Below are 17,320 nucleotides of genomic sequence, written 5' to 3' on the forward strand. Positions count from 1 at the left end.
ATTCGCCAAAACGAATAGCCTTTTTTTATAAACAAAAAGTTTTTATTGCTTAGTTGCAGCTACTTGAGCAGCCACTTCAGCAGCAAAATCTACTTCTGCTTTCTCAATACCTTCACCTACACCAAAGCGTACGAAAGAAACAATTTCTGCACCATTTTTCTTAGCGTGATCACCTACTTTAACGCTATCATCTTTAACGAAAGCTTGACCTACTAAACTTGCTTCGCTTAAGAATTTTTGAATACGTCCAGAAACCATCTTTTCAACTACTTCAGCTGGTTTACCTTCAATTTTTTCTTTGTTTAGTGCTAAGAATACTTCTTTTTCTTTTGCCACTAACTCTTCAGAAATATCTGTTGGATTTAATACCGCAGGATTGCTTGCTGTAACGTGCATAGCAATATCTTTTGCTAATTCTGCATCACCACCGCCTTGCAAAGCTACAAGTGCTGCAATACGGCTGTTGCTATGAACATAAGCGCCTACAACATCACCTTCTGCTACAGCAATGCGGCGAATAGTGATATTTTCACCAATTTTTTGCACTAAAGCTTGTCTAGCAGTTTCTTGAGCTTCTGCTAATTGAGAAACATCAGTCATTTTACCTGCAAAAGCTTTTTCTAATGTATCAGCAACAAATGCTTTAAAATTATCATCACGTGCTACGAAGTCAGTTTCAGAGTTAACTTCAACCATCACTCCATATTTACCATCGTCTGCTACTTTTGCAGCAACCACACCGTCTGCTGCTACACGACCTGCTGCTTTAGCAGATTTTACAGCACCTGATTTACGTAATTCATCAATTGCTTTTTCAATATCACCATTTGCTGCAACTAATGCTTTTTTACATTCCATCATGCCAAGCCCTGTACGCTCACGCAATTCTTTTACTAATGCTGCAGTAATTTCTGCCATGTTTATATCCTCTTAATTTAGCCTGTATTTAATAAACAGCTAGCTATAAAGTGAGAAAAGGGGGCAAAGCCCCCTTAATGTTTTTCAATTAAAGAAAGGCAATAACGATTAACCTTCAGCAGTCTCTTCAGCTGCTTCTTCTTCAATAAATTCTTCAGCTACAGCGCCAGCGCCTTGTTTAGCTTTTAATACTACATCAGCTGCAGTACCTAAATATAACTGAATAGCACGGATCGCATCGTCGTTACCAGGAATAACATAATCAACGCCATCTGGATCACTGTTAGTATCCACTACACCAATTACTGGGATACCTAGCTTATTAGCTTCAGCGATAGCAATTTTTTCATGGTCAACGTCGATTACAAATAATACGTCTGGTAAACCACCCATGTCTTTAATACCACCAAGACTGCGCTCTAATTTCTCTAAATCACGAGAACGCATTAACGCTTCTTTCTTAGTTAACTTATCAAAAGTACCATCTTGAGATTGAGACTCTAAATCACGTAAACGTTTGATAGATTGACGAATCGTTTTGTAGTTGGTCAACATACCGCCTAACCAACGGTGATCAACATAAGGCATTTTGCAACGTTTAGCTTGTTCTGCAACGATTCTGCTTGCTGAACGCTTAGTACCTACAAATAAAACTTTGTTTTTACCTGATACCGCTTTTTCTAAGAAAGCGATAGCTTGATTAAACATAGGTAAAGTTTTTTCTAGGTTTACGATATGGATTCTATTACGCGCACCAAAAATGTATTTGCCCATTTTTGGGTTCCAGTAACGAGTTTGGTGACCGAAATGTACACCTGCTTGTAGCATATCACGCATTGATACTTGAGACATTATATTCCTCTGTATGGGTTAAGCCTCCATATATCCCAATATTCAACCTAGTTAAAGGCACCCAGAACATTGTGTCGATATATGTGTGGTTTGTTTAAAAAGTAGCCATAAGGCCGAGTTAAGGGCGCAATTTATACCATATTTTTTATAAAAAGACTAGCACTTTAATGGTTAGTAGAAATTATTCGCTACTAACCATTAAATCAATTGCGTTTAGTAAGGGCAAATCAATGGCTAGCTAACCACTGATCGATAACGGCTTGATATTCACCAGTGGCTTTGGCTAAGTGTAGCCATTGATCAACGTATTGCTTCCAAATGATATCACCCTTTGGCAACATATAAGCTTTTTCGCCATACTGCATAGGCGTAGTAGGATTAATGGCACATAACTCTGGATGACGTTTCTGTTGATAGAGTGCTTCTGAGCTATCAGTAATCATCACTTCATACTTTTTATCCACCAATTGCTGAAAAATCGCCATATTATCGTCAGATAAAGTTAAATTTGCTTTAGGTAAATACTTGTGTACAAAGGCTTCATTCGTACCGCCTTTCGGTTCAATCAACGTAACATGGGGTTGATTAATCTGCTCAATGGTTTGATATTTATCTTTATTTTCACAGCGTACTAGGGGAATTTTGCCGTCAATATCCAGGGTATTGGAAAAGAATGCTATTTTTTGTCGTTCTAAAATAACCGAAATTCCTCCCATGGCTATATCACATTCACCTGTTAAAAAGTCAGGGGTTAAGGTTTTCCATGTGGTTTTTACCCATTTCACCTCTGCGCCTAAACTTTTCGCTAAGGATTTAGCCATAGCAATATCAATACCTTCAAAAGTACCATCACTATTTACAAAGGTATAAGGTTTATAATCGCCTGTGGTACAAACTGCCAATACCTTCTTTTGCATAACAGTATCTAAACGAGACTCTGCAAATACAGCGCCTGCAAAAAAGGCTAAGGTTATAGCAAGCAGTTTTTTCATAGCATGACATCCTATTTTTACGGATAAAGGGATAAAAAGTCAGCCCACTATAAAACAAGACCTTTATCAATAATCTTGTGCTATATCACAAACTATTTATTTTATTAGAAAATCCCTAGTTTACAGGCTATTTTGAAACTGTAAACTAGAGGTCATTAGATTATGCTTTTTTGCTTTTCTTAGGAACTGCTTTACTTTTAACCAATAATGGCTTTAAGAATTTACCTGTCCATGAGCGGGGTATCTCAATTAGCTCCTCAGGTGTACCTGTAGCGATAATCTCTCCACCCTTTGAACCACCTTCAGGCCCTAAATCCACAATCCAGTCAGCAGTTTTTATCACATCCAAATTATGCTCAATTACTACTACTGTATTGCCATGATCTCGTAAACGATGTAATACCACTAGTAACTGTTGAATATCAGCAAAATGTAAGCCTGTAGTAGGCTCATCTAAGATATATAAAGTTTTACCTGTATCGCGCTTAGAAAGCTCTCTCGCTAATTTAACCCGCTGTGCTTCACCGCCCGATAAGGTGGTAGCGCTTTGTCCTAACTTAATATAAGACAAGCCTACATCCATTAATGTCTGTAATTTGCGAGATAATGCAGGTACTGCTTCAAAGAACGTTGCCGCGTCTTCGATAGTCATTTCCAATACTTCGTGAATAGTTTTACCCTTATATTTAATATCTAAGGTTTCGCGGTTATAACGCTTGCCCTTACATACATCACAAGGCACATAAACATCAGGTAAAAAATGCATTTCTACCTTTATAACACCATCACCTTGACATGCCTCACAACGACCACCTTTGACATTAAATGAAAAGCGTCCTACGTTATAACCACGCGCCCTTGACTCAGGCACTGCTGCAAATAATTCACGAATAGGAGTAAAAATACCTGTATAAGTAGCAGGGTTAGAACGTGGTGTACGACCAATAGGGCTTTGATCAATATCTACCACCTTATCTAATTGATCTAATCCTTTAATAGATTCATAAGCAGCCACCTCTAAGGTAGTAGCATTATTTAAGGTAGTGGCTGCTAATGGGTACAAGGTATCATTGATTAACGTGGATTTACCTGAACCAGAAACCCCTGTTACACAAGTAAATAGTCCTAATGGTATTTTTAAAGTCACCTCATTAAGGTTATTACCTTTAGCACCTTTTAATACTAACTCTTTCTTTTTATTATAGGCTGTACGTTTTTTAGGTATATCTATCTTTAAAGCACCTGATAAGTATTTTCCTGTTAATGAATTAGGATTAGCCATTACCTCTTTAGGTGTGCCTTTAGCTACAATTTCCCCACCATGCACCCCAGCTCCTGGCCCAATATCCACCACATAATCAGCTAACCGAATAGCATCCTCATCATGCTCTACCACAATAACGGTATTACCTAAATCTCTTAAATGAGTTAACGTTTTCAATAGTCGATCATTATCCCGTTGATGTAACCCAATAGAAGGTTCATCCAGAATATACATAACACCAACTAGCCCAGCACCAATTTGGCTAGCTAATCGAATACGCTGTGCCTCACCACCTGACAGCGTTTCTGCACTTCGTTCTAGCGTTAAATAATCTAACCCTACATTTACTAAAAATTCTAAACGTAAACTGATTTCTTTAAGAATTTTTTCAGCAATCGCTCCTTTTGTTCCCGTTAATGTTAATCCTGAAAAATAACTATGGGAATCTCCTACAGGTAACGCTACTACTTCAGGTAAAGTCTTTTTACCTACCCAAACACAGCGCGCTTCAGGGCGTAATCTTGCTCCACCACAATCTGGACAAGCTTGGGTGCTTAATAGTTTGGCTAAATCCTCACGAACACTTTGCGATTCAGTTTCACGATAACGTCGTTCTAAATTAGGTAACACCCCTTCAAAAGGATGTTTACGCTTAACTACATCACCACGATCATTTAAATAATTAAAACTGATCTGCTCGTGACCACTGCCATTAAGCACTAAATTTTGCTGCTTCTCTGTCAGTTCTTTAAAAGGTACATCTAAACTAAATTTATAATGGCTTGCTAAGGAATTTAACATTTGAAAAGTATAGGCATTACGACGATCCCAACCACGGATAGCCCCCTCTCCTAAGGTCAACTCTTCATTCACAATACGTCTAGCATCAAAAAACTGTTTAACCCCTAAGCCATCACAAGTAGGGCAAGCGCCAGCAGGGTTATTAAAAGAAAACAGTTTAGGCTCTAATTCACTGATTGAAAAGCCACAAACAGGGCAAGCAAATTTTGCAGAAAATAAAATCTCTTCTATTTGCTCATCATTCATAGGTGCAATAATGGCTGTATCTTCTGCCAATTTAAGTGCTGTTTCAAAAGACTCTGCCAAACGCTGTTGAATATCTGGCTTAACCCTGAAACGATCTATTACAACATCAATACTGTGTTTCTTTTGCTTATCTAATTTAGGTAGTTCATCTAATTCATATAATCGGCCATCAACTCTAGCTCTTACGAAGCCCTGCGCACGCATTTCTTCAAAAACAACTAAATGTTCACCTTTGCGTTCTTTAATAATAGGTGCCAATAACATTAGCTTAGATCCTTCTGGTAAAGCTAATACTTGGTCAACCATCTGGCTAACTGTTTGAGCCTCTAATGGTGTATCGTGATCTGGGCAATGGGGCGTACCTACACGGGCATATAATAACCGTAAGTAGTCATAAATCTCTGTAATAGTTCCCACTGTGGAACGTGGATTATGGGAAGTAGATTTCTGCTCAATTGAAATAGCTGGTGATAAACCCTCAATCGCATCTACATCGGGCTTTTCCATCATCGATAAGAACTGACGCGCATAGGCTGATAGTGATTCTACATAACGTCTTTGACCCTCAGCATATAGCGTATCAAATGCTAACGACGATTTACCAGAACCAGAAAGCCCTGTAATCACAATTAACTTATCACGAGGTAAAGTTAAATCTATATTCTTAAGATTATGGGTACGCGCACCACGGACTAATATACTTTCCAAAACAGCCTCATTAGAGAAGAGAAATTTTTCGAACTAACTACTATAACATCTGCTTAAAACTAAACCAATTAGCTTTATTTATAGGGTATATTTATAAGAATAAACAAATGGATAATAAGTAAGATAAGGGTATTTTTTTAAATTTAAAGTCTCAAATGAAAAAAATACCCAGCAAAATGCTGGGTAAAAACCGTGATTAGCCTGATGAGGAGACAAACCAAACAATCTCAAACAGCAGATCGAACGCTTTGACTTGCCAGTTGGTCTTGCGATCAACTTGGTTATATATTAATGATAATAATTATCATTTGCAAGAAAATTATTAATATTTATTTTTATCATGACCTAAAAATTGATTAATATACTCTATTAACTTACCAATGCTCTCTCTATTTTGTGTTTCTACTAAACAACTTGTAGCCTTTTCCTCTGCTGTCAAAGGTTCACGACTCGCTAATTGTTGTTTGACAACTTCTAATGTAGCATCTGACGGATCATTATTTTCTTGTTTGCGTTTCGCTAAATTCTTTTCAATTATTTCAAGCGGTGCTTCACACTCTACTATAAAGAAAGGTACACCAACTTCTTCGGCTACTTGCTTAGCTTTCACACGTTCTTCATGCTTTAAATAAGCCGCGTCTAAGATCACAACATACCCAGCTCGTAAACTATTTTGCGCTAGTTGATATAAATGCTCATAGGTTTTAATGGTCGCTTCTGGACTATAGAGCTGTTCTTTTGGTGTATCTGCACCTAATAAACGTTTACGTTCTACATCACTACGTAACCGTATAGCGCCAAACTGCTCCACTATTTTTGTAGAAATATAACTTTTTCCTACAGCAGAAACACCACAAGTAACCAATAAACAACGGGTAGGAATTAAGGTATAACTTTCAGCAAGGTTAGCGTAGTTATAATACTGATTTAATATGGCATCTTTTATACTTCGCTCTGTCACCTGCCCCAAACTGAATAAAGCCACTTTAGCACGTACCATAGCTCGATAAGCTTTATAGAAATTCATTATTTCTAATGATTGATAATCACCTGTTTTTTCTAGGTAAGTATTTAATAAACGATTAGCCAATGAATATAATTTTCTATCTTCTAAATCCATTACTAAAAAAGCGATATCTGCCGTAACATCAGTCAATCTAAAAGGCTCATTGAATTCAATACAGTCAAATATTACTACTTGCCCATCTAATATAGCTGCATTATTTAAATGTACATCTCCATGACACTCTCTTATAAAACCATTGGCCTTACGTTCTGCCAATAAAGGCTTTAATCTTTCATAACTACTTTCCGCCCATGCCTCTAAAGCCTCTAACTGAATAAAGCCTGCTTTATCTTCAGGTAACATAGCACGTATTTGCTCGAAATTTTGTCTTACAGGTGCCATAACTACTTCTGGCGAGCCTAGTTTATGATCTGGGCTTACTTTAGGCGTTGTTTGATGGAATTTAGCAATTTGCTTAGCTAACTGGTCAATATGTTGCTCTGTTAATTCTCCCCGTGCTTGTAATTGACTTAACAATTGGTCTTGAGGGAATTGGCGCATTTTCAATACATATTCTATCGCTTCGCCTTGTCCAGCAATTTGAGGATTTTCTTCTGTACCTGTAATAGCTAAAACTTCTAAATAAATGCCTTTAGTAAGACGTTGATTTAAACGTAGTTCTTCTTCACAAAAATGCTTACGATCAGCTAACTGTGTGTAGTCTAAGAAGCCAAAATCAACGGCCTTTTTAATTTTATAAGCATAAGGCCCTGTTAATATTACCCATGAAACATGGGTTTCTATCACCTCAAACTGTTCTACAGGGTGGTCATATAATGAAGGGTTTTGAAGATTCTTAACTAATTCAGCAGTCATAGGTTTTCCCTTTTAATTTTTTATCAATGGCATTATAGATGGGTAATAAAGCTATGCAATAAAAAATCCCTAACTAGCTAGGGATTTTTATTAAACCTTAAACAAAAACTATTGTTTTTGATAAGTAAAGGTATGACCACCGCCCTCTAAAATAAGCTGTGTTCCTTTTAACTTTACAGTCGCACCTGTTTTAAACATATCACCTAAGGCGGTTTCCATTAATGCTTCTTTTTCACGGAAACAGGCCATACGTGTAGAAGCTAAACCATCACTGGATAATTTACCCTGATTTAATTCTGCTTGACCAATAAACGTATTACAAAGAATACCATGTACTTTTAGCTTACCCTCTACCCCAGGCTCAAAATCTATTGTCATTGGCCTATCTGAAGTTGCTACCACTTCATTATCAAAATTTACCAGATTATATTTGCCATATAACTCAACAGCTGTGAGATTAGCAGACTTTGTTGTCTGGCAGCCAATCATCAATGCAGCCACTACTAACATCATCAATATTTTTTTCATCATTACCCCTTGCTAATTTTGCTAAGCAACAATTAAACCGCAGTTGTTTATCTATATCAACCCTTTAAATAGCTTAATTACTCATATTATTTAGTGCGAGTATTTTTATAGTTACCTCTGTAAATTCTATGAATAGTACAGTAAACTCATCAGTTTAATAAAATATTTTTATGGAGTGGTGGCATGGCAGATGTGAAAAAGGTCGTCCTAGCTTATTCTGGTGGCTTGGACACCTCTGTAATCCTCAAATGGTTACAAGATACCTATCAATGTGAAGTAGTAACTTTTACTGCAGACTTGGGCCAAGGGGAAGAAGTAGAACCAGCGCGAGCTAAAGCTAAAGCCCTTGGTGTTAAAGAAATTTATATTGAAGATTTACGTGAAGAGTTTGTACGTGACTTTGTATTCCCTATGTTTCGCGCCAATACAATTTATGAGGGTGAATACTTATTAGGTACATCCATTGCTCGCCCACTGATTGCTAAGCGTTTAATCGAAATTGCTAATGAAACTGGCGCAGATGCTATTTCTCATGGCGCAACAGGTAAAGGCAACGATCAAGTACGCTTTGAACTAGGTGCTTATGCTCTTAAACCAGGTGTTAAAGTTATTGCTCCTTGGCGTGAATGGGATTTACTATCCCGTGAAAAGCTAATGGACTATGCTGCCCTACATAATATTCCTATTGAGCGTCATGGTAAGAAAAAATCACCTTATTCAATGGATGCTAACTTACTTCACATCTCCTATGAAGGTGGTGTTTTAGAAGACACATGGGCAGAAAATGAAGAAGATATGTGGCGTTGGACTGTGTCACCAGAAAAAGCACCTGATACACCAACCTATATCGAATTAACCTACAAGAAAGGTGATATTGTAGCCATTGATGGTAAGCCAATGTCTGCTGCTGAAGTGCTAACAGAATTAAATCGTATCGGTAGCGCCAATGGTATTGGTCGTTTAGATATCGTAGAAAACCGTTATGTAGGGATGAAATCTCGCGGTTGCTATGAAACCCCTGGCGGCACAATAATGCTACAAGGCCATAGAGCGATTGAGTCTATTACCTTAGACCGTGAAGTGGCACACCTTAAAGACAGCATAATGCCACAATATGCTAGCCTTATTTACAATGGCTACTGGTGGAGTCCTGAACGTATTATGCTGCAACAGATGATTGATGAATCACAACAGAACGTTAATGGTGTAGTGCGCTTAAAACTATACAAAGGTAATGTCATGGTGGTAGGTCGTAAATCAGACGACTCATTATTTGATGCCAATATTGCTACCTTTGAAGAAGATGGCGGTGCCTATGACCAAGCAGATGCTGCTGGATTTATCAAACTTAATGCCCTACGCTTAAGAATAGCTGCTTTAAAAGGCCGTAAATTACTATAAGCAACACTTCCTTATAAAAGCGGTAGTCATGTAACTACCGCTTTTTATACTAAACGTGAGGTACTACTGATGAGATTATTGCATACCATGTTACGGGTAGGCGATTTAGATAAATCTATCGCTTTTTATACAGAAGTACTAGGAATGAAACTTCTACGCCGTAAAGATTATCCAGAAGGTAAGTTTACTTTAGCTTTCGTAGGCTATGGAGAAGAGAAAGATACCAGTGTGATTGAGCTAACTCATAACTGGGATACCAATAAATATGACTTAGGCAATGGTTATGGACATATTGCACTAGAAGTCGAAGATGTTTATAAAGCTTGTGAAACCATTAGAGCAAATGGCGGCAAAATCACTCGCGAACCTGGCCCAATGATGCATGGCACAAGTATCTTAGCTTTTGTTGAAGACCCTGATGGCTATAAAATAGAATTATTATCGCCAGATCGTAACGATTAAAGCGCTATTATGCTACAAAAAACCCGCTAAATAGCGGGTTTTTTATTTAAATATCAAAATCAAAATCTGCAATTTGTTTGTTTAGACGGCGTTCCTCTAAAATATTATCGATAATGCGGCGTTTCGCTAAATTATTTTTAGCACTATCTACCTCATCGTCTCCATCTTCTAACTCTTCAGTTAGGAAATCATCATCTAAATCAATATCTTCTTTACTCATCGCCATCACTCCATAAAATGGGGTATTTATGGCGCACCTTATATCCCGAAATGAAAGCAGGGTAAAATTAATTTTTTCAATTAACTTTATTTAAATTATTAATTATTCAAATATCTGAGGTTTTTTCTTTGTATTCACAAAGGTCTTCAATGCAGCAACTACCACAACTTGGCTTTCTCGATTTACACACATAACGACCATGTAGAATTAACCAATGATGAGCATCCACCAAATATTCTTTAGGGATAACTTTCATTAATTTATTTTCAACGTCCAATACAGTTTTGCCTGGCGCAATATTAGTACGATTACTTACTCTAAAGACATGGGTATCTACTGCCATTACTGCTTGCTTAAATGCTGTGTTTAAAACCACATTCGCTGTTTTACGGCCAACGCCTGGCAAGGCTTCTAATTCCTCACGAGTACAAGGTACTTGGCTATTATGTTTTTCAATTAATTGTTGGCAGGTGGCAATCACATTTTTAGCTTTACTGTTATATAAACCAATCGACTTAATATATTTACTTAACCCCTCTACCCCCAAAGCAAAAATAGCCTCTGGAGTATTGGCTATAGGGTATAATTTACAAGTGGCTTTATTAACACTCACATCTGTCGCTTGTGCAGACAACATTACAGAAACTAATAACTCAAAGGTAGATTGAAACTCTAACTCTGTACTGGGTTGTGGATTATTTTCTTTTAAGCGACGAAATATCTCCCGACGTTTTATAGCATTCATAATAAACTCCCTCTATTAGATGGAGAATTATAAGCCCTCGCAAACAATCTGCCCAGTTATAACTCTATTTATAGCTGTTGTTATACAATTTTAGACAAGGCAAATGACTGAAGGCAGTACAACGAGTACGACTAGGTCATTCAACGACGTATAAAAATGTAGGGCAATAGCTATAGAACTAGCTGCCTTACTGCTATACTAGTAAATCAATATTTATACTGGCTCTATCAACTCTCTCATGTCTATCTTATTAACCACCTTAAATGCTCGTTTCGCCCATGCCTCATTAGCGTTACGTTATCTCTATGCCAATATGCACGAGCTACAACAACAAACCGAAATTGTTGAATTTACTATTCAGCAAAATGTGGAAGATATTTTAGAAAAAATAATTGAAAAGCAGCCTGCTATTATTGGTTTTTCTGTTTATATCTGGAACATAATTGAAACAACCCAACTGGTTGCAGAACTTAAAGTACTGCGCCCAGAAATCACTATCATTATTGGTGGCCCAGAAGTTTCTTATGAATATGAACATACCGCTATCTATCAGACTGCTGATTATCTAATCAAAGGTTGGGGAGATATTAGCTTCTATCAACTATGCCATAAACTACTTAACCAACAAATAATCCCTGAAAAAGCTATTCAAGGTATTCAGGAAAAACTAGAAAATATTATTCTGCCTTATGATTACTACACAGAGCATGATATTAAACACCGTACTATTTATGTAGAAGCGTCGAGAGGCTGCCCTTTTAAATGTGAGTTTTGTTTATCTAGCCTTGATAAAACAGCATGGACTTTTCCCTTACAAGCTTTTTTACAGCAAATGGACAAACTTTATCAGCGAGGTTTAAGGCAATTTAAATTTATTGATAGAACCTTTAATCTGAAAAAAGAATTTACTACCCGTATTCTAAAATTCTTTTTAGATAAAATATCTGATAATCCTAATGAACCTTTATTTTTACACTTTGAATTAGTACCTGATCATTTACCTGATGAATTAAAACAACTCATCCTGCTATTTCCTGAAGGGAGCTTGCAATTTGAAATTGGTATACAAACGTTAAATCCTACGACGCAAGCATTAATTTCTCGCAAAACTAATTTGCAAAAAGCTCAAGAAAATATTCGTTGGCTATCCACCAAAACTACTGTGCATTTACATGTGGATTTAATTGCTGGCTTGCCCGCAGAAACATTAGAAGAATTTGGTAAAGGCTTTAATGAATTATGGTCTTGGCAACCACAAGAAATACAACTGGGCATATTAAAACGTTTAAAAGGCACGCCTATTATTCGTCATACTGAATTCTATAATTATAAATACAGTTTAACACCCCCTTATTCTGTATTAGAAAATAAAGATATGGCGTTTGAAACATTAAACCATATTAAACGCATTGCTAAATTCTGGGACTTAATTGCTAACTCTGGTCGCTTTAAAAATACTTTACCCTTACTACTTAGAGATGATGCTTTTAATGCTATTTCAGATTTTAGTCACTGGGCTTTTCCAAAGGTTAACCAAACCCATGGAATAGCCTTAGATAAATTATTAGCTTTAGTATTTGATTATCTTAATGAACATACTGACCATAGCTTAGAAATTATCCAACAAACTATGCAACAAGATTTTATTCGCATTGGTACCCATGGTTGGCCAAGGTTTTTAGGTGATCCTCCAGATAATTGGAAAGAGCATTTAATTAGTAAAACCAAACAAAAAACATTACCTAAACGACAACAACAGCATAGTACAAATTAAAAACCATACCTTAATCTTAATGCTTCTGGATATGGATTAAAATAACTTTGTTGTAATAGATACTGATCGGGATGCTCCGCTAAATAATGTTTTAACAGCGTAATAGGCGCTAATAATGGCTGAATACCTTGTCGGTAAAGATCGATTAATTGGGTAAGTTCTTGGCGCTGTTTTGCTGTTAATTGCTTTTTAAAATAGCCCTGAATATGCATCAATACATTGGTGTGATTGGCTCTCGTTGCTTTACAACTTAACAATGCCATAAATTGATTACGGTACTCTATAAAATATTGTTGCAGAGAATCCCACTCTGCAATACTGGCTACAAACCGACCAATTTCTCTATACTTTGCTTGCGAATGAGCTAATAAGGTATATTTATAACGACTATGAAAATCTATTAGCTTTGCTCGCGTTAAACCCCTTTCTTGTAACTTATTTAGCTCATTAAGGGCGAACACCCGTTCAATAAAGTTTTCACGAATAGCGTTATCATGTAATCTACCATCTTCTTCTACAGGTAGCCACGGTAGTTTTTTCATCAATTCAGCAGTATAAAGCCCAACGCCTTCTTTACGAGCATAGTTACTATTTTCTTCATAGACTTTTACTCGCTCCATCCCACAGCTTGGTGATTTAGCGCAAACAATATAGCCACTTAAATGATGTAAAGCAGCCACCTGCTTTTTAGAAAAGGTTTGCATTGTTTCTGTTAAATCAACATTATCATCGGTAAAACGCATAACGACATCATTGTTACTTTTTATCAAGCGTATGGTTGGACGAGGAATACCTAAACCTATAGCCATTTCAGGGCAAACTAATTGAAAATCAGCATAGGCAGATAACTCATCAAGGGCAAAGTCAAAACGCTTGTTACCACCATTGTAACGAACATTTTCACCCATAAGACAAGCACTAATACCTATCTGTATCTTATCCATCATTTACGTCTTCTCAAATACTGAATTTTTATCTATTGATATTGTATAAGCTCTATGATGAAAAGATATATCGACTAATGTCGGCCGTCTACTCAATCTTTCCTATAAAATCTATGGTTACGAAAGATAAAAATCACATAAGCTCTACAAGCAACTTCTCAACGCCTCGTAATAGGCTGTATTGCAAGGATATTCAACTAATTATCTATAGGCTTATGTCTAGTATGAAGTTTTTATGTTTAGCCTTATAAATATAAGGTGTTCTATTTAAAAACTATTAGAGGAGTTTAGAATGGCTGGTGTCTTTGAAATAAAAAAAGCACGTGATGGGCAATTTTATTTTCATTTAAAAGCTAGTAATGGCGAAGTTATTCTTACTAGTGAAATGTACAAACAAAAAGCTTCAGCACAAAATGGCATTGCTTCTGTACAAAAAAATAGTGGTGACGATACCAAATACAGCCGCTTAAAAAGTAAAAATGGTAAAGTATTCTTTACTTTAAAAGCAGCTAATTACCAAGTTATTGGTAGTAGCGAAATGTATAATAGCGAAGCTGCTAGAGACAGTGGCATAGCATCTGTTAAGAAAAATGGTTCTACCACTACTATTAAAGATTTAACGAAAGCATAAAACTTCTAGCCAACTCAGGTGCCCTTAAGTGGGCACCTAATAGTTTTTATGAGTTACTCCCACCTTAATCTCCATAATTCCCACTTCAATTATTGTGTATTATTTGTCATACTTTCTAAATAAAGGACATGAGCTAATACACTCGATGCAAATTCAACCAGTACTTGAGAATAAAAAAAGTTTTCTTGATTTGTTATTACTCGCCGATGAACAAGAAAGCATGATAGATAAATATTTAGAACGTGGCGATATGTTTGCACTTTATGATGAAGATTTAAAAAGTATTTGTGTTGTTACCCAAGAATCAACCGATCTTTATGAAATAAAAAATATTGCTACTGTTCAGAAATATCAAGGGCAAGGCTATGGTAAAGCATTAATTCACTATGTTTTACAACACTATAAAAATAAGTGTAAAGCTATACAGGTGGGTACGGGAGAGAGCGATTTAACTATTCCTTTCTATGAAAGCTGTGGTTTTAGTTATTCCCATAAAATAGCAAACTTCTTTATTGATAATTACGATCATCCGATTTTTGATAGAGATAAACAATTAATCGATATGGTCTATTTAAAAATAGTATTGTAAAAAAATAAGGGGTAGTTTTATAACTACCCCCTTTTGCTATTTACAGATTATAACGACTAATAATTTCTTGATGAGGCTCTACAGCAGCACCCACTGCTTCCGCTAAACGCAACCAATGCACAGGATACTGCCAATCATCTGTGACCTCTTCTAATAATTTATGTAACTCCGCAGGCGATACATTACTGGGAGCTGTAATAGAGAAAAATATACCACGTAGTGGTGTTTCATCTAAATCAAATTGATCAGTCACTTGGTAATTTTGGTTACTATTAACCCATACTCGCCAGCCTTTAGATTGCACTAAACGTTCAAAAGCATTGAAAGCTTCATCGCCAGGATAAACACCATCCACAAACCACGTTTGTCCAAAATTACCTTGTTGTAATGTTTTAATCATTCTATACAGCGGAATAAAATATTTTCGTTCTTCTTCATCTTCTGGCACAGGCGCTAATTGAGCTGCATCGTAAACTACCCAATCATCTACGCGCTGTGTTTTAGAAGGATGCGCAGGCTCTTTAATTACTGCTGTTACTGGCCCTGTACATCTTGCTAGATACTCGATGGTTTCACCCTCTTCCAATACTTCAACACGTACCCAACCCCAATCTTCTTCGATCACTCCCTCAGTGGATTTTAAAGGTAATTCTAAACGCTTAGCTACTTCCCGCGCTTCTGTCCAATCTTGGTTGGCACAACTATAGGTTAATAAATCCCATAACTCTGAACGAGGATCTTCTGTGCTTTTCTCAACCACAATTTGTTGCCATTTTTCTGCCTCTGCAAAGTCTTGTTGGCGTACCGCAATAGTCACCAAAATACGCAGTGGCCCTAAATAATCAGGTACTAACTCATGCATTTCTAAACTAAGCTGTTTTGCAGTATCTAATTCATCTTTAGCAAACGCTTGTTGTATACGACACCATAAGGCAATAGTTGGTTGTGTTTCTTTATAGTAATTAACTAGACGATCAATTTCCGCCAGTTGGTTACTACCTAATAGTAAATTCAACAAATAGTAAGCCAGACTTGATTCATGCTGATGGTTACGTTCTATATAACCCCATAACAATGTTTCAGCTTCTTTAGCTGCATTACATGCTTGCAATGCTGAACTAGTGATATCAACTAGCTGTTCATCATCTGGTCGCTCTGCTACTGCCAACATCAGCAGCTCAACCTCTTGCTCAGGATTACGTCCTGCTTGTTCATTTTGTTTTGCTTGATTTTCCAACCACTCTAATAACTGCTCAGCAGGAACAGGTAATGTTGTTTTGGCAGATAATGTATCAATTTTTGCTGATAACTCTGCCAATAATTGATCTGCCCCTAAAGGCGCTCTTAATTTGGGTAGTGTTTCATAAGCTATATTTAATGCTCTTTTAGCTGTCCACACACTACCTCTTGCTAAGGCAACTCTAATTTGTACCTCTGCAACCTCAATCACTTTACGTTGCGCACCAACCTTAACAAAATGATCTAATGCGGCTTGTATAGCACTACCCAATGACCAATTGTTTTGTTTTGGATCCTTCGTTAATAAAGCATCAATGGCTCTTATCCAACCTAAATAATAACGAGGCACTACTTCACGCCAAGCAGGTAATACTTCCCATGCTTCTTCTGTACGCCCTAATAACGCTAAAATATGAGCCTTAAGAATTTGCCTATCTTGTTTATTAACAGGCCAATCATAGCCTTCAATTTCTGCTTCACATTGTTCAATAATAGTAAGTGCTTGTTCTGGTTGATTTAATCTTAATAAAGCTTGTATTTCAAACGTACGTAATGCTTCACTAATATCCTCACCTGCTGCAACTATTTTTTCTTCTTGTACTTTTAAATAATCTAACGCTTCTTGAGGTTTTCCTTCATCTAATAACGCATCGGCATATTCACAGGATAAACAATGAAAACAATTCCATTTTGGATTAATACGTTCAAAGGTTTCATTACAAACAGCTTTACGTTCTTCCACCCAACCTGGGCCATCAATATTAGCGTAACAGGCTGATAAATCTTGTGTGACACAAACTGTTTGTGGGCAAGTAATGGTTTCATCACGATGGGCAAATTCAAATAAAGAAACTACATCAGCTAATGCCGCCTCCCCTTCGGATTTATTACCAATACGATTACGCATTTCCCAATGGCGAAAAAACACCTCCAACCAAGGATTTTTTAAACTACGGCTTAAGGCAATAGCTTCTGGAATGAGAGCATCCGCTTTACCAATATTAAGATCTAATATTTCGGTAGTAACTTGTTCAATAATACGGCTGGCATGTTCTTGCCCTGCTTCTTCTAAATCGTTTTCTAAACGAATGACCCAATCCCAAATATCCATGTTGTTTCCTCTG

Annotated in this window: 15 protein-coding genes; 5 read left to right on the top strand and 10 right to left on the bottom strand. The window is 36.8% G+C overall.

What is annotated here, in order from left to right; all coding sequences use genetic code 11:
• Positions 1-42: 42 nt before the first annotated feature.
• The 6 genes from tsf to JHT90_RS14770 all read right to left on the bottom strand — a co-directional run bounded on the left by tsf (position 43) and on the right by JHT90_RS14770 (position 8,194).
• A complete protein-coding gene (gene tsf, locus JHT90_RS14745; protein WP_201092394.1) occupies positions 43-918 on the bottom strand; it encodes a translation elongation factor Ts in 876 nt (291 codons plus the stop codon).
• A 108-nt stretch (positions 919-1,026) separates the two neighbouring features.
• Positions 1,027-1,770: a 30S ribosomal protein S2 gene (gene rpsB, locus JHT90_RS14750; protein WP_201092395.1), complete on the bottom strand. Its 744-nt coding sequence runs from the start codon at positions 1,768-1,770 to the stop codon at positions 1,027-1,029.
• A 227-nt stretch (positions 1,771-1,997) separates the two neighbouring features.
• On the bottom strand, positions 1,998-2,762 hold the full coding sequence (locus JHT90_RS14755; protein WP_201092396.1) for a transporter substrate-binding domain-containing protein: 765 nt from the start codon (positions 2,760-2,762) through the stop codon (positions 1,998-2,000).
• A gap of 160 nt (positions 2,763-2,922) precedes the next feature.
• A complete protein-coding gene (gene uvrA, locus JHT90_RS14760) occupies positions 2,923-5,781 on the bottom strand; it encodes an excinuclease ABC subunit UvrA (protein ID WP_201092397.1) in 2,859 nt (952 codons plus the stop codon).
• Positions 5,782-6,103: 322 nt separating this feature from the next.
• Positions 6,104-7,663 (bottom strand): bifunctional aminoglycoside phosphotransferase/ATP-binding protein, encoded by a 1,560-nt coding sequence (locus JHT90_RS14765; RefSeq protein ID WP_201092398.1) that lies wholly within the window; start codon positions 7,661-7,663, stop codon positions 6,104-6,106.
• Positions 7,664-7,771: 108 nt separating this feature from the next.
• Positions 7,772-8,194, bottom strand: coding sequence for an META domain-containing protein (locus tag JHT90_RS14770; RefSeq protein WP_201092403.1), 423 nt, complete (start codon positions 8,192-8,194; stop codon positions 7,772-7,774).
• Between the two features lie 180 nt (positions 8,195-8,374).
• On the opposite strand from JHT90_RS14770, the gene JHT90_RS14775 reads away from it, so the two are divergent.
• Entirely contained in the window at positions 8,375-9,592 is a 1,218-nt protein-coding gene (locus JHT90_RS14775) for an argininosuccinate synthase (RefSeq protein ID WP_201092404.1), read from the top strand.
• A gap of 69 nt (positions 9,593-9,661) precedes the next feature.
• Complete coding sequence (gene gloA / locus JHT90_RS14780; RefSeq protein ID WP_201092405.1) at positions 9,662-10,054, top strand: lactoylglutathione lyase; 393 nt, start codon at positions 9,662-9,664, stop codon at positions 10,052-10,054.
• A 46-nt stretch (positions 10,055-10,100) separates the two neighbouring features.
• Here the strand turns inward: gloA and JHT90_RS14785 are convergent, their stop codons facing one another.
• Entirely contained in the window at positions 10,101-10,274 is a 174-nt protein-coding gene (locus JHT90_RS14785; protein ID WP_379971651.1) for a PA3496 family putative envelope integrity protein, read from the bottom strand.
• Positions 10,275-10,380: 106 nt separating this feature from the next.
• The gene (gene nth / locus JHT90_RS14790) at positions 10,381-11,019 is read right to left on the bottom strand and encodes an endonuclease III (RefSeq protein WP_201092408.1); all 639 of its coding nucleotides are present in this window, start codon (positions 11,017-11,019) and stop codon (positions 10,381-10,383) included.
• 238 nt (positions 11,020-11,257) lie between these two features.
• Here nth and JHT90_RS14795 point away from each other — a divergent pair, with 238 nt between their 5' ends.
• On the top strand, positions 11,258-12,793 hold the full coding sequence (locus JHT90_RS14795) for a B12-binding domain-containing radical SAM protein (protein WP_201092410.1): 1,536 nt from the start codon (positions 11,258-11,260) through the stop codon (positions 12,791-12,793).
• Here JHT90_RS14795 and JHT90_RS14800 read toward each other — a convergent pair.
• Entirely contained in the window at positions 12,790-13,740 is a 951-nt protein-coding gene (locus JHT90_RS14800) for a YbgA family protein (RefSeq protein ID WP_201092412.1), read from the bottom strand. The two genes, JHT90_RS14795 and JHT90_RS14800, sit on opposite strands and share 4 nt — an antisense overlap.
• Before the next feature lie 289 nt (positions 13,741-14,029).
• Here JHT90_RS14800 and JHT90_RS14805 point away from each other — a divergent pair, with 289 nt between their 5' ends.
• Together JHT90_RS14805 and JHT90_RS14810 are read left to right on the top strand one after the other, a co-directional pair.
• Positions 14,030-14,368 carry a YegP family protein gene (locus JHT90_RS14805; protein ID WP_201092414.1) on the top strand — a complete coding sequence of 113 codons (339 nt, stop codon included), beginning with the start codon at positions 14,030-14,032 and terminating at the stop codon, positions 14,366-14,368.
• A gap of 145 nt (positions 14,369-14,513) precedes the next feature.
• The gene (locus JHT90_RS14810; RefSeq protein ID WP_201092415.1) at positions 14,514-14,957 is read left to right on the top strand and encodes a GNAT family N-acetyltransferase; all 444 of its coding nucleotides are present in this window, start codon (positions 14,514-14,516) and stop codon (positions 14,955-14,957) included.
• A gap of 40 nt (positions 14,958-14,997) precedes the next feature.
• Here JHT90_RS14810 and JHT90_RS14815 read toward each other — a convergent pair whose 3' ends face one another.
• Positions 14,998-17,307 (bottom strand): hypothetical protein, encoded by a 2,310-nt coding sequence (locus JHT90_RS14815; protein WP_201092416.1) that lies wholly within the window; start codon positions 17,305-17,307, stop codon positions 14,998-15,000.
• Positions 17,308-17,320 lie beyond the last annotated feature (13 nt).

Origin of the sequence: Entomomonas asaccharolytica, assembly GCF_016653615.1 — a bacterium.
Classification (GTDB): domain Bacteria; phylum Pseudomonadota; class Gammaproteobacteria; order Pseudomonadales; family Pseudomonadaceae; genus Entomomonas; species Entomomonas asaccharolytica.